The organism is Seonamhaeicola sp. ABD4_340, assembly GCF_056312135.1.
In genome coordinates this window covers 1,058,524-1,078,189 of sequence record NZ_CM149981.1, presented here as the reverse complement: position 1 = coordinate 1,078,189, position 19,666 = coordinate 1,058,524, and the positions used below count along the sequence as shown (strand labels likewise).

Genomic DNA, 19,666 nt, shown 5'->3' with positions numbered 1-19,666 from the left:
ATTAGTACCATGAAACAACTCTCAACCATTATAACCTTGCTTTTGGCTTTAAATTTTAGCTTTGGGCAAATGAATGATTTAATTATTTCAGAATATGCCGAAGGTACAAGTAACAATAAATATATTGAAATTTTTAACGGTACAGGATTAGATGTTGATTTATCAGAATATCAACTTAGAAGAATTTCAAATGGAGGGCCAACTAGTGGATCTGTAGTTTTAAGTGGGATATTAAGTAATGGAAATACTTATGTTATTGCTAATCCTTCTTCATCATCATTAATATTAGCTAATACAGATTTGCAGTCTAATATTATAAACATGACAGGTGATGACTCTATAAGTTTGCGTAAAGACGATGGAACAGGTACATTTATTGAAATTGATATAATTGGTGTTTTAGGTGTAGACCCTGGAAATGGTTGGGATGTTGCAGGAATAACAGAAGCGACTTCAGAACATACTCTAATAAGAAAGTCAAACGTTTGTACTACAAATACAAACTGGTCAAGTTCAGCAGGAACAAATGCAGATAATAGTGAGTGGATAGTTTTGGCTCAGGATGATTGGTCAGATATCGGAAATCATACAACTAATTGTTGTATTTATTATTCAACTTGGGCGGCAGGAGTATGGTTTCCAAATACTCCAACAATAAATACAACTGTAACTATTACTGATAGTTATGATACAGCTATTGACGGTAGTTTTAGTGCGTGTTCAATTACAGTTAGTACTGGTAATTTAAATATAGCTGATGGTGATTATGTTGAGGTACAAAATGATATAATTGTTGATGCTGGTGCCTCTATAGTTGTACAACCATATGGTGCGTTTATTCAAAATAATGATACAGGTGTTGTTACAAATAATGGTATTATGCAAGTTGATAAGCTAACAGCTCCTATTGACAATTGGTACGAGTACACGTATTGGAGTTCGCCTGTTACAAATGCCACAGTTGGTACAGCATTAGGTGATGCTGATAGTGATAGAATATTTACATACAACGGAGCCCTCTATAACGATGAATTAGCTGAAACAAATAACAATAATACATTTGTTGCAGGACAAGATGGTATTGATGATGAGGGTGATGATTGGCAATGGGTAAGTGGCATAAATCTTATGATACCTGGTGTTGGGTACGCCGCAACACACTCTGAATTAGCAATGCTACCTTTTCCAGCTGTAAACTATAGATACTCGTTTATTGGTACTTTTAATAACGGATTAGTAACAGTACCTGTTGACAGAAATGATAATACTAATTTAGATGATAACTGGAATTTTATTGGTAACCCGTACCCATCTGCAATAAGTGTTAATGAGTTTATGGCACAAAATTTATATCCAGCTGGTCCATTAGACGGAGCTGTTTATTTCTGGTCTCAAAACACAGATTATAACAGTACTGAAAATGGTAATAGTGGATTAAATTTTTCAATATCAGATTATGCTGTTGAAAATGGTTCTGGTGGTACAACAGGTGGTGATGGTATTACAACTACCGGGTTTATACCGTCGGGTCAAGGTTTCTTTGTGTCTTTTTCTGATAGTGCACCATCAAACTCAGGAACAGTTATATTCAACAATGGTATGAGGCGCTTAAATTTATCTCCAGATAATAGTGTGTTCTTCAAAAATGGTAATGCAAAAAAGAAAGCTGTTTCAGAAGACAATAAGTTTTGGATTAACTTAACATCAGATAACGGTGTGTTTAATCAAATTTTAGTGGCTTATGTTAATGGAGCTACTAATAACGATGATGGCGCTTTTTATGATGCTAAAAAAATTATAGCACCAACTACATATGCTGCATTATATTCACAAATAGAAAACTCAAATAAAACATTTGTAATTCAAGGTAAAGCACCAAATAGTTTAAATGAAAACGAGCAAATAGCTTTAGGTTTTAAAACCACTATTGATGTGGCTACGCTTTACACTTTGTCTTTAGCTAAATTACAGGGTGATTTTTTAACCAATAACCCTGTGTATTTAAAAGATAATTTGTTGGGGAAAACGCATAATTTATCGGAATCTGATTATACATTTACTTCAGAAACAGGCACGTTTAATGAGCGTTTTCAAATTGTATTTAGTAATGCAGCTTTACATACAAATACAGCAATTGCTAATAATAACAACAGTTTAAAAATTACGGCTTTACAAGACGATTTTGTGCAGTTTAGCACTAACAATAATGTAACAATTAAAACCGTAAAAATTTACGATGTTTTAGGTAGAACGCTTTATAGTTTTAGCGGAAATAGCAGTACAGAAACATATAATGTATCAAAATTAAAAAGCAGCGTGTTTGTGGCTAAAGTAATGCTATCAAATGGTGTTGAAATTAGCCGTAAAGCTGTAAAGAGGTAGTTTTAATAAGTTAAAATTAAGTGTGTATTTTTTTATTACAAACTATATTTTAATGATAGAATAAAATTACGGCCAGCAGCTGCAATACCCGATGAATATGTTTTATAACGTTGGTCTGTAATGTTTTCTAAACTGGCTGTTAATAACGTAGATTTGCCAATGTTATATTGTGTGCGCAAATTAAGCGTGTACCATGATGGGCTGTATGGGTTTCCGTTAGCATCGGAAGCATAAATGTAATCTTTTTCAATTTCCGAAGGTGCTAAATCGACAAAAGCTATTTCATCATTAAAATTAATAAATGCATCAATTTTAAAGTTGTTGTTTGTGTAAATTATGTGTGCATTTCCAAAATTAGGTGAAACGTGCCGTATGGGTACTTCAATGCCGTTGTCTTCTTCGGTACCACCAATTATATTATATTGTGTGTTAAGGTTTAGTTTTTTGGTAAGGTTAACAAGTAAGCCAGCTTCAAAACCATAAATCCATGCTTTTGATGCGTTTTGTATGGCTTGTACGTTGCTTAATTGGCCATCATACATAATGCTACTTTCGCCATTTAGGGTAAAATCTCTTCGTACCAAAGCATTATCTAAATAGGTGTAATACGCATTTAAATCTAAAACAACTTTGTTGTTAAAATCTAGTTTTAAGCCAAGATCTGCTCCATAAGCATATTCTGGTTTAAGGTTTTCATTGGGTACAACTACAGAGCCAGGTTCAGAATCAAAAACCTTTCCAATATCATCAATATTAGGCGCTCTAAAAGCAGATGAGGCGTTTAATTTCCATTGAATAATATCATTTGGAGACCAACTTACACCAGCGGTACCGGTTAAAGCACTCGCATTGTTTTTAGAGCTGTTAAATGGTAAATTTAAGTAAGCATTATTGGCTTCAAAATTGGCTTTTGAAACAATATGGTTATAACGCAAACCAGACTGAAATACAAATTTAGTGTTGGGTTTGTATTTAATGCTACTATACACTGCTGCCGATTGCCAATTGGCACCATCTGGATATCTAGATACTGTTGGTGTTGTGTTTTTAGTGTTTATGTCTTCTTCAAAACCAGTGGAGTTTACTTGGTTGTAAATATATTCTACACCATAAAAAAATTGTGTTTTAGGGCTAAAGGTTTTTTCAAAATCTATGTTTAAAGAGTAGGCATTTAAACGTTCTTCTCTAATATTTCGGGTGGCAGATTGGTAGTTGCGGTCTATACGGCTTTCTTCAAAATTTTGATAGGCTACTGATGCTATAATTTTATCGTATAAATTAGAGCTGCTGCTAAGTTTGGTGATGTTTAAATTAGACATAAACCAGTTTTGAGGCCCATAATACCATTCGGCAGAACGGAGTGTGTTATCTCGGTATCGTATTAACCTATCGTACCTTGGAATATCTGATGTGGTGGTGTAGTACAAACCTAAATCAAAACTTATATTTTTATAGGGCTGGTAACGCACTTTTTGCATTAAGTTAAGTTGGTTGTAGCCTGTTTGTTTTTGTTTTTTAGGGTTTGTGTTGGTAATAATTTGGTCTGTGTTATTGGTTGTTAAAACAAACTCGGGGCGCAAATAATCTGATGGACCGTTAGAACCCATGCGTAAATCATCAAAATCTGTATAACTGGCACTTGTTAAAAAAGCCCATTTTTTGTAACCTAAATTAAAATTGAAATGCCCTGTGTTTTCATTATTTGCAGAGGCGTATCTTAATATTGCATTGGCTTTAAAAAGTAACGAGTCTGTGTATGATAATTGTGGTTTTTGGGTGTAAAAACTCATAACACCACCAACGGCATCACTACCATATATTACAGAGCCTGCGCCTAAAGTAACCTCGGTGTTTTCAATAGAAAACGGATCAATAGAAATAACATTTTGTAGGTTGCCGCCTCTAAAAATAGCATTGTTCATTCTAATACCATCTACAGTAATTAAAAGGCGGTTTGTTGAGAAGCCTCTAATCATGGGGCTACCACCACCTAATTGGCTTTTTTGAATGTACACTTGCCCAGTGGTTTCCAATAAATCTGCACTGGTTTGCGGATTTGTAAATTGAATGTTTTGGGCATTTACACTTACTATTTTTTGCGGGATATCTTTTTTGTTTTGTATGAATTTAGAAGCTGAAATAACAATTTCTTCAAGCCCTTGGGTATTAGCCTCTAAAAAAACGGTGTTGCTGTTGCCTAAGGTTTGTTTTGTAATGGTTTTTAGTATGTGCGATAGGTGTTTTAGGTAAATGTCTTCGGTTTCAGAAAACTCTGAAATATCAGCTTCACCTCTAAAATTGGTAATTATACTTTTAGTTTTATCAATATTATATATGGCTACGCCTATAATAGGTTCTTTTGTAATACTGTTTAAAACCTTAATATTTTGGGCTTGAGTATTTAAAAAAGCTAAGAAAAAAAGAAAAATTGACGTGTAAAACTTCATGTTTTATTTAAAAACTTGATTAAATATTTGTAAAGATTTTGGTTGTTTAAAATTGCCCAAATGTAGTTCAAAATACAGCAAAATCATATTTAAAAACAATTGTCTTTGGTTGGCATTAATTTTAATTGAAGAAAGTGCATCAAATGTTGTGCCTAATAGCTGTTTTAAGAGTGTTAAATTATCACCAGACACACAATAGTTGTTAATTTTTTTTGCGTAAAAGCTTCCTTCGTATAAATTAAAATAGGGTAGTTGTATGTTGGTAACATCTGGGTAAAAGCCTAAGTATTTAGTAAGTTTTAATAAAAATAATAAATGAAAGTTTGAAAATTGTGTTTGCTCATCTAGCCATAATAAGGTAGTTTCAATATAGCTATAAAGGTTTTTGTTTTCTTCTTCTTCTTGTAAAACATTTGAAAGTACTTCGGCTAAAAACATAACAATAGCGCCTTTTACAACATTGGTGTGTAAACTGTTGTATAGCACTTGTGGCTTAACATCTTTTATGGTGTGTAAACTACGGTTGTTTTTATGCTGAAAATTAAGTTGCAGCTGCGATAATAATTGAAAGTAAGCAACTTTATTGTGGCCTTTTTTATTTTTTAAAACACCTTTTAATATAAAGCTAATTACACCCAATTGTGCTGTGTAACACTTTACAATAAGGTCATAATCTTTATACTTAATTTTTGATAAAACAATAGCGTTTGTGGTAACAAGCATTATCTAACCAGCATTAGTTTTATAACGTTTGTTTCAAAGGTATCTAAATCCGACAACATAATTAAATAGACACCCGATGCTACAAGATTGTTGGCAAGATTTTTACCATTCCAGTAGGCGGTGCCACCATCAATTTCTAAATTATAACCACGATGCCTTTGGTTGATGTTAGATTGAGCTTCGGCTACCAAATTACCTTCAATATCGGTTATTTTAATGTTTACGTTTTCTGAAATGTCTTTAATTTTTACCTTATCGGAAACGATATTGAATCCTGGGCGCACCGGATTAGGATAGGCATAAGCATTGGTTAAATCTTTAAACGGACTTGAACCACCTGATTTAAAAGACACCAAACCACGGCTGGTAGCTATGTAAACAATGCCATTAGTGCTATCTAGCGAAATATCATTTATAGTGTTTGATGGTAAAGGCGAGTTGGTTTTTGTGAAATGATAAATGGTATTTTGGCCATCTTGCGAAAAGTAAAACAGACCAGAATCTGCTGTTCCAATCCACTTGTTGTTAGAGCCGTCAACTTTTATATCTGTTATTAATTGCTGAAATAGAAGCTCTTTAGCAATGCCATCTTCTTCAATTATAATTTCGTCAACTTGTATATTATCATCATCAAAAAAACCAGCAGTGTTGTATAGCACGCGTAAGCCTCTATCTGTACCAATCCAGAGTTGATTTCTTTTGTCGAGGGCTAATGCGTATACTCTGTTTGAGGGCATGTTTCTGTCTTCGTCAATTATATTTTTAATTTTAGTAGGTAAGTTTTCATTATAGCCAACAACGCCTGTGTAATGACCGCCTACCCATTTGGTGTCATTATTATCAACAATTACATCAACGTAACCTATTTCAGAACTACCACCAGTAGCGCTTATATCGGCAAAAGAATGTGAACCCCATTGGTTATTTGTTGGGTTGTATGTTTTTAAGGGTTCTTGGGTTCTGTTATTAATTATCCATAAAACACCATCATTATCAAAGGCCGATGAGCCAACTCTGGTATCACCCATGTAATTAGGGTTACTTGCTAATACTAAATCTTCAAAAGAGCTGTTAGTTTCATCAAATAAATTGGTTGGTATTTCATCATTTAATTCTAAAATACCATCAAAAAAAGAGCTTATAAATACTTGGTTGTTAATAAATGGGTTTATTGTTATTGTATTTAAGCATCTTGCACCTAGTACGTCTTCAAATTTGGTGTTTAACCATTGTGATTCGGTTAAATGACTAAACCCTCGGCTATTTAAAGGGTATGGGTTGAAAAATATGTCATGCTCACCAAAAGTTACCCATACGCCTGTGGGGTCTGCTTGTATTCTAAAAGGCGTATTTATTAAAGGTCCGTCAGGATGTACTTCTTCAAAAATAGTGGGGGTTTCAAAATTAGTTTTTAAAACGCCTAAACTTGATGTGCCAATGAATATTGTATTACTATTTGTTGTGGCAGACGTATATGTGGTACTAAAGGCTGTTTCAATGTTTACTTGGGCTAAAGCATTAAAATTTTCATCATAAACAAACACATTGTTTGCTGTAGTTACCGCTAAGTTATTATTAAAATTAAAATCTAAAGGTGTATTCCTGTAGGTAGCTCGTTCAATTAGGTTATCATCTGCAATTATTTCAAAAATTTTTCTATTACTGCCAATCGTATATAATTTTGTGCTTGTGTTTTCAATAAATAAATAAGAGCCTGTTGTAATTGTTTGCCAATTTTGAAAATTTATAAGATTAGAATTGGCTAAATCAACCTTTTTAATACCATTATTATCTGCACATGCGGCATAAATAAAATTATTATGAATAGTTGTGCTATTAACAGGAATTTGGTTTCCGTTGGTTCCAATAAAATAAGTGTCTCCAAATTCTAAGCGTTCTAAATTAAAAACTGAAATACCATAATTAGTAGCTATGTATAGTAAATTTTCGTGCTCATTAAAATTATTTATTTTTTTTTGAGTAGGAGGTATGGTTGTTTTTTCTAGAATGTCAACTACCGATAAAACATCATCTCCGTTGTTAAAAACAATTTCAATTAAACCGTTTTTATAACCAATTATGAGTAAATCATAGGCTTCACTGTAATAAATTGTGGATATGGTTTCTCCTGAAAGACCGTTAATTGTGGTATATTCTTCAATATTATTGGATTGAGTATCTAAACTAAAAACAGCATTTTCAGCAGCAGCAAAAATTTTATGCTCTCCACCACTAATTACTTTATTTATGTTGTAGTATGAAAAATAACCATTCCAAGATGCTGAAAAATCTTGAGCATTGGTTAGTGAAAATAATAGTAAAAAAGTAGTTAAAACTAAATTCTTAAACATGTTAGGTTGTATAAAATTCAAAGATATTTATTTAACAAACGATTTTGAACTTTAAAGTGATATAAATTAAATAAAAAAACGCTTCTTAATTTAAGAAGCGTTTTTAAACTTAAAATATTAATACCGTATGTTTATACAATACCTTGAGCTAACATAGCATCGGCAACTTTAACAAAACCAGCAATATTGGCACCTTTTACGTAATCTATATAGCCGTTTTCATCTTTGCCGTATTCTATACATGAATTATGAATATCTTCCATAATATCTTTTAATTTATTATCAACCTCTTCGCGAGTCCATTTATACCTTAAAGAGTTTTGTGTCATTTCTAAACCAGAAGTTGCTACACCACCTGCGTTGGATGCTTTTCCGGGTGCAAATAGTATTTTGGCTTTATGGAAAGCTGCTATGGCACCTTTTGTAGATGGCATGTTAGCACCTTCACTAACGCAAATACAGCCGTTTTCTAATAATGTTTTAGCATCTTTTTCATTCAACTCATTTTGTGTGGCGCATGGTAAGGCAATATCACAAGTAACTTCCCAAGGGGTTTTACCTTTTTCAAATTTAGCATTAGGATATTTTTCTAAATACTCATGTATTCTGCCACGTTTTTCATTTTTTAAATGCATGACAAATTTTAGTTTTTCTTCGTCAATTCCTTCTTCATCATAAATGTAACCCGAAGAATCTGATAGTGTTAAAACTTTACCACCAAGTTGCAGGACTTTTTCTGCCGCAAATTGAGCAACATTACCAGAACCTGAAATAATAACTTTTTTGCCTTCAAAACTATCGTTTTTAGTTTTTAACATGTTTTCAGCAAAATACACAGCGCCATAACCTGTGGCCTCTGGTCTTATTAAAGAGCCGCCCCAAGACATGCCCTTACCTGTTAATACACCTGTAAAGCCATTGCTTATTTTTTTGTACATACCAAAAAGGAAGCCTATTTCTCTAGAGCCTACGCCAATATCTCCTGCAGGAACATCGGTGTTATGGCCAATGTGTCTAAACAGCTCATTCATAAAAGCGTGACAAAAGCGCATTATTTCATTGTCGCTTTTTCCTTTGGGGTCAAAATCACTACCACCTTTTCCGCCACCCATTGGCAGAGTAGTTAAACTGTTTTTAAACACCTGCTCAAAGGCTAAAAACTTTAAAATGCTTAAGTTTACTGTTGGGTGAAACCTAAGGCCGCCTTTATATGGGCCAATGGCCGAATTCATTTGAACTCTATAACCTCTGTTTACTCTAATTTCTCCTTCATCATCAACCCAGCATACTCTAAAAGTAATTACGCGCTCGGGTTCAACCATTCTTAACAAAATATTTTTACCATAGTAAATATCTTGTTCAACTATATAAGGAATTACCGTTTCAGCAACTTCTTCAACTGCTTGTAAAAATTCAGGCTCGTGTGGGTTACGTTGCTTAACTTGGTCTAAAAACTCATTAATAATACTTTTCATAAGCTTAAAATTGAACTATTTTAAAAAAAATATAATATATAGCGACAAATATACGTTTTATGCAAAAATTACGCTTATTTTTTTTGAAATTCATAACAAATATTTTTGCGTAACTGGTAAAATTTGTAAATATTTGAATGTTAATTGAGTTTTTATATATTTGTTATAATAAATGCCTCAAAAAAAGAAACCTTATTATGCTTAACTTTAAACATTTAGCGTCTGCTTTTTGCTTGTTTTTTATTTTTGATATGGCAAGCGCTCAATTAGGTTTCTCTCATGAATTAGGTGTTATTGCCGGTCCTGTGCAGTTTCGCTCAGACTATGGAAATAGAAACGAATCTGAAACTAACTTTGGTAATAGCGGTACTGGTATTGGTATAGTTCATTATTTAAATTTTTCCTACAGTGCTGATTGTAGTTGCTACACAACAGATACCTATTTTAATGACCATTTTAAATTAAGAAATGAAATTTCTTGGAATAAAACCAAATTAGAACATTTGGGTGAATGGGTAGACCCAAGTAAAAGCTCGCCCGAAGCTAATCAATTACGTGGTCATACAGGTTATGCTAAAAACTTAGATATAGGTACCCAAATAGAGTTTTTTCCTAGAAGTATAAGAGCGTTTCAAGCTTTTGATTATAGGATAGCACCTTTTGCTAGTTTAGGCATTCATTACACATATTATACGCCAGAGGTTTCTACAACTTATGCTAACCCAAATCCTGATGCAATTGGTGACGTAACAGATCCTACAAACTTTTATTCTGCCTGGGATCCGGGTTCGGTTGATGCTTCTCCAGGAAGTGCTTGGTCTATGGTTAGCAGTGTAGGGTTTAGATATAAAGTTGGTAAATTGTCAGATTTAATGTTAGACCTAAGATGGCAATATTATTTTGATGATTGGGTTGATGGTTTAAATCATCAACTTAGCTACAACAAATATAATGATTGGCTTGTTTGGCTTAATGTTGGCTACATTTATTACTTAGACTAAATTTAATAAAATTACTACTTTACTAGCTTAAGTAAACTCATAACCACACCAAGGTGAATACCTTCATGTAATAGCACAAAATTTAAGGCATCTTCAACAGTTTTTAGGGTGTTATCTGTAGTTGAAACTGTATATTCTGTGTAATTTTTAAATAATCCTGCTTTATAATTTTCTTCAGATTTTTTAATAGAACTTATAAGCAAGTCTTTAATTACATCAATTTCCTTTTGCGAAACATTACCGGTTGGTTTTGTACCTTTTTTGTAAGCGTTTATTAAATCTTCAGAAACGGTTAGAGGTAAGCCAGATAGTTTGTTAATTAGCAGTTGTTCTGAAACCACAAGGTGTGCAATATTCCAAATAATATTGTTGTTAAAACCTGTAGGTATTTTGTTTAACTCTATTTCAGAAGCGTTATTTAAAATTTGTTTTAACGCTTTTCTTACGTTTAATAATACGTCAAATTGAAATTGCATGATGTTTTTTTTGTAAATATAGTTTTAAATGAAATAAATGCCTGTATTTTTGCTGTAAATAAGGCTTATAAAATGAAAAAAGTATACTATTTAAAAACTTGTAACACTTGTACTAGAATTTTAAAAGAGTTAAATCTTCCATCAGAATTTATACTTCAAGATATTAAATCTGAACCCATAACAGTAGCACAGCTAGAGACAATGAAAAAATTATCTGGCAGTTATGAAGCTTTATTTAGTAAACGCTCAAAGCTTTACAAAGAAATGGGTTTAAAAGATCAAACTTTAGAAGAAAGAGATTTTAAAAACTACATTTTAGAGCATTATACGTTTTTAAGCAGACCTGTGTTCATTATTGATAACCAAATTTTTATTGGAAATTCAAAAAAGAATGTTGAAGCTGTAAAAGCTGCTTTAAGTTAGTTTTTTATTTGTGTTTATTGAAAAACTCTAGGGTTTTTTCAACATGCTTAATCCAATAGGGCCATTCATGTCCGCCATCAAACTCTTGGTAAATATGATCAATATTTAATGCTGTGAGTTCCTTATGAAGTAATCTGTTTGGTTCAATAAGTTCATCTTTTATACCACAGTCAAATCTTAATTTAGGTAGTTTATCTCGATTTAATTTAATACAGTCAATAACATTTGGTAAGTTGTTGTTATTGGTATATTCCTCTAGAGGCTCTTCAACAAAAAGAGCCATTTGCTCTAATTTGGTAATAGAACTATGCCCTGATATGGCCTTAAATTTTTCAGGGAATTTAGCACCTAAACTTAAAGCACCATAGCCTCCCATAGACAAACCGCCAATACAGGTTGAAGTTGAATTTTTAGCTTGAGGAATATTTTCCTTTATAGCTGTTACTACATCATCTACAATCCAATTGTCAAAGTTTTTAGAATGGTGTGAAAAATAAGCAGAACCATCTCCCCAAAGCCCATCTGAAGGCATTGCTATTATTGCAGGTTCAATAGTTTTGTTACTTATTAATTTTTCAGCAGCTTTATGTGCGCCACCTTTTAAAGCCCAAATCCAAGCACTGCCATAAACGCCATGAAGTAATATGTAAATAGGAAGATTATCTATACCTTCATCTATTTTAGGAACATACAAACAGATATCTCCTCTACCTTGAAGATTAGGTGTTTTGATAGTTAAAAACCGAAGTCCTTGAGATTCAAAAGGAACATCTGATAATTCTATGGTTTTAAAACTTGACGCCATATTTTAAAATTTATTTTACTTCTACTTCAGCATTTGCCGCCGTAAAGTCCTTACTTTTTATATTAATTTTGATATTTCCTTTCTCAATCCCTTTTACAAAAATAACGGCTTTCCCTTTATAGAAATCTCTTTTTAGGCCTGTTAATTTTTGTAAGTTAGTTGGGTCTCCATTTCCTGAAGCTAAGAATTTTCCAGCTCCTGAAACTTCTATATGGAATAGCTTATCATAATTTGGTTGCCAGTTTCCTTCGCTATCTGTTACTGTAATTCTGTACACGGCTACTTCCTCTTTTTCAATAGTTTTCACCTCTGGAGTAATGGTGATTTTAGCTGCTGGTTTTGCCGTTTCATAGCGCAGTGTTTCAGTTTTCCTTCCTTTTTTGTCATAGGCAACAACTTTTATTTCACCGGGTTGGTAAGTGATATTTTCCCATACAATGGCATAAGCTTTCATTAAACCATAAGAAGGACCACCTGAACCATGTGTATCAAGACTTGTATTTTGGAATAATGAAGGGTCTAACTTTTCTCTGGTTTTAATGCCTTTACTAACGCCATTAACAAACAATTCTGCTTTTGGATAATTCGTATAACAAACCACAGGGAAAGTAGTTCCTTTCTCAGCAGGGTCAGACCAATGTGGGAACGCATGTAATGTCTTTACTTCTGGATTCCAACGACTTTTGTATTGGTAGAACTTATCTTTTTCTAGCCCGACGAAATCTACTGGTGCAAAATAAGAACTACGCGATTGTGCGAAATGGTAAGGAGAAGGTTCTCCTAAATAATCATAACCAGTCCAAACAAATTCACCGTATACAAAATCATTTACATCTTGTGCAGCAAACTCTTTGTAAGCGGGATATCCCCAACGTACACCTGTGGTTTCATAATTGCCAGGGTAACCATCTTTGTATGTGTATGTGTTAGAAGATAAACCTCTTTTATCTCTAATAGTATCAAAAACCACCGGAAATCTATATGTGTCTCTTAAACTCACCATTCCACCAGTTTCACTTGCATAAAACTTTAAATTTGGATATTTCTTACGGTAAAGATGATATGAGCCTGATTTATAGTTAAACCCAGCAACATCAACTTTAAAGGCCATACCGTTTTTTAATGCATTGAAAGGAGAATTAAATCCGCAGGTAGTAGCACGTGTAGTATCTACTTTTTTTACAATGTCATTTAAATAACCAGTAATATTATTGGGGTCATTTCTATATTGCTCTAAAATTTCGTTACCAATACTCCACATAATTACTGATGGGTGGTTACGGTCTCTATATATCATCTCTGTTAAATCTATTTCAGCCCATTTGTCAAAATCGTTAGAGTACCCATTAATTACTTTTCCAATTTGCCACTCATCAAAAGCTTCATCAATGGCTAAAAGTCCTAATTCATCACAAATATCTAAGGCTTCAGGTGCAGGTGGATTGTGAGAGAAACGAATGGCATTAACACCCATTTCTTTCATCTTTAACATTTGTCTTCTAAATAGGTTTGGATAAAAAGCTGCTCCCGTAGGACCTAAATCATGATGCATGTTCACACCATTGAAACGTGTTTTTTTGCCATTCAAATAAAATCCGTCTAATTCAAAAGCCAGTGTTCTAATACCAAAAGCTGTTTCGGTTACATCACTTTCTTTGCCATTAGTAATGATAGTGCTTTTAAGTTTGTATAAATAAGGATTTTTCAAATCCCATAAAACAATGTTTTTCTTTTTTAAAGACAAATCTGCAATTGCTTTTTTAGTTTTAGAAGCATCAACTTCTTGAGTATTAGATGCAACTATGTCACCTTTATCATCTATAATTTCATTTTTTACAGAAACTACACCTTCACCAGCTATGGTAATTTCAGCATGAACAACAACTTTTCCTTTTTCAACAATTGGAGTTGTAACATAGGTTCCCCAAGTGGGAATATGATTTTTTTCCTTCTGAATTAAACTCACTTTACGGTACAATCCTGCCCCTGGATACCATCTAGATTGGCTATTGAAATTTTCTAAACGCACCGCTAGAGTATTATTTCCTTTTTTAAGAAAAGAACTGATATCAAAATGAAAGGAAACATATCCGTTTGGGCGTCCGCCCACATATGTTCCATTAACATATACTTTAGCATGACTCATGGCGCCATCAAAGAGCAAATCGTAGACTTTATTGGTGTCTTCTATGTTGAAAGTTGTTCTGTACCAGCCTACGCCGGTATAAGGTAATGCTCCAGAACGACCACAACGAAATTTAGTTTCTCTTTCTCCATCTTGAACTACCATGGTTAATTGAATATCATTTGCAAAGTCAAATTCCCCTTCAGCTGCCCAATCATGCGGAACCTCTACAGTTTTCCAATCTGAATCATTAAAGTTTTCTTGAAAAGATGCCCCATCATCATACTGAGTGAATTTCCAATCTTTTAATAATGTAATTCTCCTAGATTGACTTTGGGTTTGAAGTACCGAAAGTATTAATAAAAACGAAAGAATTTTTGTGGTGTGCTTAAGCATTTTGATATTGTAATTGTTTAGTTGTTGTATGAATTAAAAAGTGATAACTCCTTTGGCATTTTTACCTGAAAGCATATCGTCAAACCCCTGTTGAAGGTCTTCTAACTTATAGGTGCGTGTAATCATTTCTTCTAGAATTAAATCGCCTTTTTCATAAAGTGCTTCAAATTTTGGGAAGTCAATATCAGGTTTTGCGCCGCCGTATAAAGGGTTAATGTATATTTTATCCCACTCAAACAGGCGCATATCTACCATGATTTCTTCTTCAATTCCACTTACTTGTACTGCAGTACCAGCGTTTCTAATCATTGCTAAAGGAGCGACTCCTAAAGCAGGAACAGCGGTACATTCAAAAGCATAATCTGCGCCTCTACCATTGGTCATGCCTTTTACAATTTCAGCGGCGTTTAATAATCCTTTGTCATTTTTGTCTGCCAAAATAATATCGGTTGCTCCAAATTGTTTTGCCATTTCAAGACGTTGCTCATTAATATCAACAGCAATAATTTTTGCAGCTCCAGAAATTCTAGCGGCTTGCACTACATTTAGGCCAACGCCTCCAGTTCCTAGAACTACTACAGAACTTCCCCATTCTGGTTTAGCAGTGTTGAATACAGAACCACAGCCCGTCATTACACCACAACTAATTGTTGAAGCGGCTTCAAAGGACAATTTTTTTGAGTTTTTCTTTACAACTCCAGAAGATCTTACTAGTGCATATTCAGAAAAAGTTCCTAGGTTGAACGAACGCTCAATAGGCTTGTCATTTAAAGTAGTTGATTCAAAAGTTGGATGTCCTCCAGAAATTTTGCCTGCATGACTTGCCATAACTGGCGAGTTACACTCACATATATTTTGATTTCCTATTTGAGATTGAAAACTATCGTACTTAGGAGTGGCCCAATTTAAAATCACTTCGTCACCAACGGCTACTTTAGTAACGTTTGGTCCAATAGATTCTACAATTCCTGCGCCTTCGTGTCCCATTACAATTGGCATATCCCATGTTAACGAGTCGTGATCTGTATGACAAATAGCCGCTGCTTTAATCTTTACTAATACTTCATCACCTTGAGGAGGGTAAATTTTAGTTTCTTCAATAGTGAAAGTTCCATCAGTATGGGCAACTGCGGCTTTACTTATAATAAAATCTTCTTTACTCATAATCTTGGTTTATTTTTTATTCAGCTAAAAAGCTATTTGGTTTAAAGGGAATTGATGTATCTTCTAACTTGGTTTTGTCAAGTTTTTGTCCGGATTTTATAAAACGAGTTCCTAGCATGTATGCTTTTGGGTAGTTTACAGCATCTACAGCTAATAACTCATCATCTTTAAAATACCATGTTGAAAAACTGTTTTTAACTTCTTCTTTTCTTATAACTATTTGATTGTAACCATTTGAAAGTCCAACCATTTGAAGTTTTACATCAAATTGGTCTGACCAAAACCAAGGAACAGTGTTATACGTTACATCTTGACCACAAATGGCCTTTGCAGCTGTTTTGGCTTGGTCTACGGCATTCTGTACAGATTCTAGTCTTACATTGGTTTTATAATGCGGGTTGTAGTGATAGGTGCAATCTCCAACCGAATAAATGTGTTCGTCATTGGTTCTTGCGGTTTCATTAACTTTAATGCCGTTTTCTATATCTAAACCAGCTTCTTGCGCTAATTCGGTATTTACTTTAATGCCAACGCCTACTACAATAAGGTCTGCTTCGTATTTAGAATTATCATCACAAACAACAACGTTAGATCCGTTGTGCTGATTAATTGAAATTACATTTTTACTGGTTTTAATAGCAACGCCATTAGATTGGTGCAATTCAGTAAAGAATTGAGACATTACTGGTGCTGTAACTCTAGCAAGAATACGTTCTTCACGTTCTAAAACAACAACATTAGCGCCTAGTTTTTTTAGTGAGGCTGCAGTTTCTAAACCAATATAACCACCACCAATAACTACGACGCGTTTTTTTTCTGAAGCGTTAAAAGCTTTTCTAATGTTAACTGCATCTTCTGCAGTTCGCATTGGAAATAAGTTTTTGGCAGTATCAATGCCTTTTATTGGCGGAATGAAAGGTCTTGCTCCTGTAGCAATTACTAATTTATCATAAGCTTGAACAGAATCGTCACTTAGAGAAATAGACTTATTCTCTCTATTAATATGTTTTACCGCAATGCCTAATTTTAAAGTAATGTTGTCTGTTTGGTAGTTTTCCTTTGGAAATAATAAACTCTGTTCAGTGCCTTCTTCACTAGTTAAATAGGCTTTTGAAAGTGGCGGACGATGATAAGGAAATTCTTTATCTATATCATATAAAATAATTTTACCTTCCCAACCTTCTCTTCGAAGGTTGAAAGCAAAATTCACCCCTGCATGACTCGCACCAATAACAACACATACCTGACTGTTAGTTGTTGTCATGAGATTTATTTAGCTACAGTTAATTCTAAACCGTCCAGGGCTTCAGTAACTTTAATTTGACATGATAATCGGCTATACTCGCTAACATTATCATCAAATTCTAACATATCATTTTCAAGTTCATCTGCAGGACCTGTTAAATCCCAGTGTTCTGGTTTAACGTGTACGTGGCATGTAGCGCATGAGCATACACCACCGCAATCGCCATCAATTCCTTTAATTTTATTTTGAACTGCAAGCTCCATTAGGTTTCCAGAAGTTCCTTCAACTGTAGTTGATTTTCCGTCGTTTGTTATGAATGTTATTTTTGCCATTTTATCTTCTTTTAATGTATTATTTATAGTTTGTTGAATTTTACTTGAATGCTATCAAATCCTACTTTACGTTTAAACTCGTCTAAATCTTCAATGTTTTCTTTGCAATCTAGTATTTCCATAGAACCTACTTTTTGGGTAAGTGTGGTTAATAAAATTTTCATTATTTGGCGTGCATGGGTAGCCCCTAAACAGTTATGTGTACCGAAACCAAATGCAACATGAGGATTCACTTTTCGGTCTAAAACCACCTCATTAGCATTTTCAAAAACACGTTCATCTCTGTTAGCTGATGCCCAACACATAGAAATTCTGCTTTGTGCTTTTGCAGCATGTTCACATACTTGGGTGTCTTCTGTTACCACACGCCCCATTTGAGTTAATGGCGAAAAATAACGAATTAATTCTTCTATTGCTGTATTCATTATTTCTGGTTCATCACGTAAGCGTTTCAAAGATTCTGGATGATCTGCAAAATAGGCGATGGAATTGGTTACGGCGTTAATTACAGTATCTCTACCACCGGCAAATGTTAAAATAAGCACACCTTTAACTTCTTCTTTGGTCATTTTTTTACCATCAACTTCAGAAGCTAAAAGAATAGAGTATAAATCATCACCTGGGTTTGCAATAGCTTTATCTATTTGCGCATCTATATAATCATATAAAATATTGGCTTTATCGCCATCTAATGCAGTGTCTTCGCTTCTGAAGACGTGAGTTCCCCAAGAAATCCATAAATCAGATTCTTCAAAAGGAATATTAAGTAAAAGGGTTAAAGCTCTAGATTGGAGTTTTAAAGCAAATTCTTCAACAACTTCTAAGGTTTGTTTTTCTAAAGCTTCATCTACAACACCCTCAATTATTTTGGTTAACGCTTTTTGGTAAGCTTTTTCTAAAGGGCGTTTAAACCAAGATTCCACCAAATCTCGGTAGCTTTTGTGCTTTGGCGGATCTACTTCAAAAGGAATTTGACGTGTGTCTCTAATATGAACTTCAGAAGGCACAACAATGCGCCCAACTTCATCACCGCCAGACTGAAATGTTTTCCAATTGTGAGCACATCTTCTCACGTCTTTATGACCTAAAACCATTTTTACAGGATCGTTTTGGTCATTCATTTCACCAATACCTTTGGTCTCTCTTGCTTCTTTAAACGGATCAGGAAGTGTGCTTTTTTTCATTTTTTATCTTTTTAACTATTTGTTATTAAGAAGGTTATGTGTTTGGGTGTTTTAAATTTAGAAAAAGAGATTTTTCTAGAATACAAATATTGCCATTAATTACATATGATAATTATCTTATTTTGTTCAATAAGTAAACTATTTTGCAGAATTTTGTAGTTTTTAAGCATATTATTCACATAATAAATCATTTAAAGTGTATAATTGCATACATATTATTCACTGTTTTTCTATTTTGAATACTTTTTTTAAGTTATGAAACCAGTTTTAGAGCATATTAAATTAGGTGAAAAACGCTCTATACTTGCTTATAAGTATAGTGGTGAAGATTTTGATGCGCCATGGCATTTTCATCCGCAGCATGAACTTACCTTTATTACAAAAAGTACGGGTACAAAGTTTATTGGCGATTATGTAGGTTCATATCAACCAGGTGAATTGGTGCTTTTAAGGTCTTATTTGCCACATTGTTGGAAGAATTTGCAGGAGCAAAGTGAGATGCCAGAATCTATTGTAATACAATGGAACAAAGGCATTTACAATAGAGTGCCAGAATTAGAGGCTTTGTTCAATATGTTAAAAGCTGCATCTAGAGGTATTTTGTTTTCAAAAGATACGGTGCAAGTTTTAAGGCCTAAAATTGAAGCTTTACTTTATTTAGAAGGGCAAGCGTTGTATGTTAGTTTGCTTGAGCTGCTTTTGGCACTTTCTGCGTGTGATTTTAAATACTTATCTAATGCTAATTTTGAAGATGATATTCCAACAGAATATGGCAGTAGAATGACTAAAATACACGATTTTATTGAAGCTAATTATCAACGTAAAATTTTTTTAAAAGAACTGGCTGAATTAGTGAGCATGTCTGAATACTCATTTTCACGTTTTTTTAGTAAAATGATGGGGCGACCCTTTTTTACCTTTTTAAATGAATACCGTATAAATATGGCTAGCAGAATGTTAATTGATACAGATTGGTCTGTGGCGCAAATTGGTTATGCCTGCGGCTATGAGTCTTTAACCTTTTTTCATAAACAATTTAAAAAAGTTAAACATGTTACACCAAAAAAGTATAGAGGTAAGCACAAAGCATAATTAAAAAAGGAAGCTTATAAAAGCTTCCTTTTTTTATTGAAAAT

The 19,666-nt window shown here is 33.6% G+C and carries 15 protein-coding genes; 4 read left to right on the top strand and 11 right to left on the bottom strand.

Translation table 11 applies throughout. The annotated features are described in order from the left end of the window. The first annotated feature begins 9 nt into the window (after window positions 1-9). Window positions 10-2,382 (top strand): lamin tail domain-containing protein, encoded by a 2,373-nt coding sequence (locus ACYX4H_RS04690; RefSeq protein ID WP_476238048.1) that lies wholly within the window; start codon window positions 10-12, stop codon window positions 2,380-2,382. 35 nt (window positions 2,383-2,417) lie between these two features. On the opposite strand, the gene ACYX4H_RS04685 is transcribed toward ACYX4H_RS04690, so the two are convergent. From ACYX4H_RS04685 to gdhA, 4 genes are all read right to left on the bottom strand, one after another. After that, complete coding sequence (locus ACYX4H_RS04685; protein WP_476238046.1) at window positions 2,418-4,829, bottom strand: TonB-dependent receptor plug domain-containing protein; 2,412 nt, start codon at window positions 4,827-4,829, stop codon at window positions 2,418-2,420. Window positions 4,830-4,832: 3 nt separating this feature from the next. Further along, window positions 4,833-5,552 carry a DNA repair protein RecO gene (gene recO / locus ACYX4H_RS04680; protein WP_476238045.1) on the bottom strand — a complete coding sequence of 240 codons (720 nt, stop codon included), beginning with the start codon at window positions 5,550-5,552 and terminating at the stop codon, window positions 4,833-4,835. Continuing rightward, window positions 5,552-7,903: a type IX secretion system anionic LPS delivery protein PorZ gene (gene porZ, locus ACYX4H_RS04675; RefSeq protein ID WP_476238044.1), complete on the bottom strand. Its 2,352-nt coding sequence runs from the start codon at window positions 7,901-7,903 to the stop codon at window positions 5,552-5,554. The genes recO and porZ overlap by 1 nt, the downstream gene beginning before the upstream one ends. A 131-nt stretch (window positions 7,904-8,034) precedes the next feature. Further along, window positions 8,035-9,378: an NADP-specific glutamate dehydrogenase gene (gene gdhA, locus ACYX4H_RS04670; protein ID WP_476238043.1), complete on the bottom strand. Its 1,344-nt coding sequence runs from the start codon at window positions 9,376-9,378 to the stop codon at window positions 8,035-8,037. A gap of 251 nt (window positions 9,379-9,629) precedes the next feature. Here gdhA and ACYX4H_RS04665 point away from each other — a divergent pair, with 251 nt between their 5' ends. Continuing rightward, window positions 9,630-10,379 (top strand): THC0290_0291 family protein, encoded by a 750-nt coding sequence (locus ACYX4H_RS04665; RefSeq protein ID WP_476238631.1) that lies wholly within the window; start codon window positions 9,630-9,632, stop codon window positions 10,377-10,379. Window positions 10,380-10,393: 14 nt separating this feature from the next. Here the strand turns inward: ACYX4H_RS04665 and ACYX4H_RS04660 are convergent, their stop codons facing one another. After that, window positions 10,394-10,855, bottom strand: coding sequence for a DinB family protein (locus tag ACYX4H_RS04660; protein WP_476238042.1), 462 nt, complete (start codon window positions 10,853-10,855; stop codon window positions 10,394-10,396). Window positions 10,856-10,927: 72 nt separating this feature from the next. On the opposite strand from ACYX4H_RS04660, the gene ACYX4H_RS04655 reads away from it, so the two are divergent. Further along, window positions 10,928-11,278: an arsenate reductase family protein gene (locus ACYX4H_RS04655; protein ID WP_476238040.1), complete on the top strand. Its 351-nt coding sequence runs from the start codon at window positions 10,928-10,930 to the stop codon at window positions 11,276-11,278. 4 nt (window positions 11,279-11,282) lie between these two features. On the opposite strand, the gene ACYX4H_RS04650 is transcribed toward ACYX4H_RS04655, so the two are convergent. The 6 genes from ACYX4H_RS04650 to ACYX4H_RS04625 are packed head-to-tail and all read right to left on the bottom strand — an operon-like array spanning window position 11,283 to window position 18,530. Continuing rightward, window positions 11,283-12,083: an alpha/beta hydrolase gene (locus ACYX4H_RS04650; protein WP_476238039.1), complete on the bottom strand. Its 801-nt coding sequence runs from the start codon at window positions 12,081-12,083 to the stop codon at window positions 11,283-11,285. Window positions 12,084-12,093: 10 nt separating this feature from the next. Continuing rightward, window positions 12,094-14,604 (bottom strand): glycoside hydrolase family 2 TIM barrel-domain containing protein, encoded by a 2,511-nt coding sequence (locus ACYX4H_RS04645; RefSeq protein ID WP_476238038.1) that lies wholly within the window; start codon window positions 14,602-14,604, stop codon window positions 12,094-12,096. A 33-nt stretch (window positions 14,605-14,637) separates the two neighbouring features. Beyond that, entirely contained in the window at window positions 14,638-15,768 is a 1,131-nt protein-coding gene (locus ACYX4H_RS04640) for a zinc-binding dehydrogenase (protein WP_476238036.1), read from the bottom strand. Between the two features lie 16 nt (window positions 15,769-15,784). Beyond that, window positions 15,785-17,032 (bottom strand): NAD(P)/FAD-dependent oxidoreductase, encoded by a 1,248-nt coding sequence (locus ACYX4H_RS04635; RefSeq protein WP_476238035.1) that lies wholly within the window; start codon window positions 17,030-17,032, stop codon window positions 15,785-15,787. Window positions 17,033-17,037: 5 nt separating this feature from the next. Next, window positions 17,038-17,346 carry a 2Fe-2S iron-sulfur cluster-binding protein gene (locus tag ACYX4H_RS04630; protein ID WP_476238034.1) on the bottom strand — a complete coding sequence of 103 codons (309 nt, stop codon included), beginning with the start codon at window positions 17,344-17,346 and terminating at the stop codon, window positions 17,038-17,040. 23 nt (window positions 17,347-17,369) lie between these two features. After that, a complete protein-coding gene (locus tag ACYX4H_RS04625) occupies window positions 17,370-18,530 on the bottom strand; it encodes a cytochrome P450 (RefSeq protein ID WP_476238033.1) in 1,161 nt (386 codons plus the stop codon). Between the two features lie 255 nt (window positions 18,531-18,785). On the opposite strand from ACYX4H_RS04625, the gene ACYX4H_RS04620 reads away from it, so the two are divergent. Then, window positions 18,786-19,622 (top strand): AraC family transcriptional regulator, encoded by an 837-nt coding sequence (locus ACYX4H_RS04620; RefSeq protein ID WP_476238032.1) that lies wholly within the window; start codon window positions 18,786-18,788, stop codon window positions 19,620-19,622. Window positions 19,623-19,666: the final 44 nt, after the last annotated feature.

Coding starts and splice junctions, on each gene's coding strand:
- ACYX4H_RS04690 (WP_476238048.1), top strand. CDS start 10: ATGAAACAACTCTCAACCATTATAACCTTGCTTTTGGCTTTAAATTTT.
- ACYX4H_RS04685 (WP_476238046.1), bottom strand. CDS start 4,829: ATGAAGTTTTACACGTCAATTTTTCTTTTTTTCTTAGCTTTTTTAAAT.
- recO (WP_476238045.1), bottom strand. CDS start 5,552: ATGCTTGTTACCACAAACGCTATTGTTTTATCAAAAATTAAGTATAAA.
- porZ (WP_476238044.1), bottom strand. CDS start 7,903: ATGTTTAAGAATTTAGTTTTAACTACTTTTTTACTATTATTTTCACTA.
- gdhA (WP_476238043.1), bottom strand. CDS start 9,378: ATGAAAAGTATTATTAATGAGTTTTTAGACCAAGTTAAGCAACGTAAC.
- ACYX4H_RS04665 (WP_476238631.1), top strand. CDS start 9,630: ATGGCAAGCGCTCAATTAGGTTTCTCTCATGAATTAGGTGTTATTGCC.
- ACYX4H_RS04660 (WP_476238042.1), bottom strand. CDS start 10,855: ATGCAATTTCAATTTGACGTATTATTAAACGTAAGAAAAGCGTTAAAA.
- ACYX4H_RS04655 (WP_476238040.1), top strand. CDS start 10,928: ATGAAAAAAGTATACTATTTAAAAACTTGTAACACTTGTACTAGAATT.
- ACYX4H_RS04650 (WP_476238039.1), bottom strand. CDS start 12,083: ATGGCGTCAAGTTTTAAAACCATAGAATTATCAGATGTTCCTTTTGAA.
- ACYX4H_RS04645 (WP_476238038.1), bottom strand. CDS start 14,604: ATGCTTAAGCACACCACAAAAATTCTTTCGTTTTTATTAATACTTTCG.
- ACYX4H_RS04640 (WP_476238036.1), bottom strand. CDS start 15,768: ATGAGTAAAGAAGATTTTATTATAAGTAAAGCCGCAGTTGCCCATACT.
- ACYX4H_RS04635 (WP_476238035.1), bottom strand. CDS start 17,032: ATGACAACAACTAACAGTCAGGTATGTGTTGTTATTGGTGCGAGTCAT.
- ACYX4H_RS04630 (WP_476238034.1), bottom strand. CDS start 17,346: ATGGCAAAAATAACATTCATAACAAACGACGGAAAATCAACTACAGTT.
- ACYX4H_RS04625 (WP_476238033.1), bottom strand. CDS start 18,530: ATGAAAAAAAGCACACTTCCTGATCCGTTTAAAGAAGCAAGAGAGACC.
- ACYX4H_RS04620 (WP_476238032.1), top strand. CDS start 18,786: ATGAAACCAGTTTTAGAGCATATTAAATTAGGTGAAAAACGCTCTATA.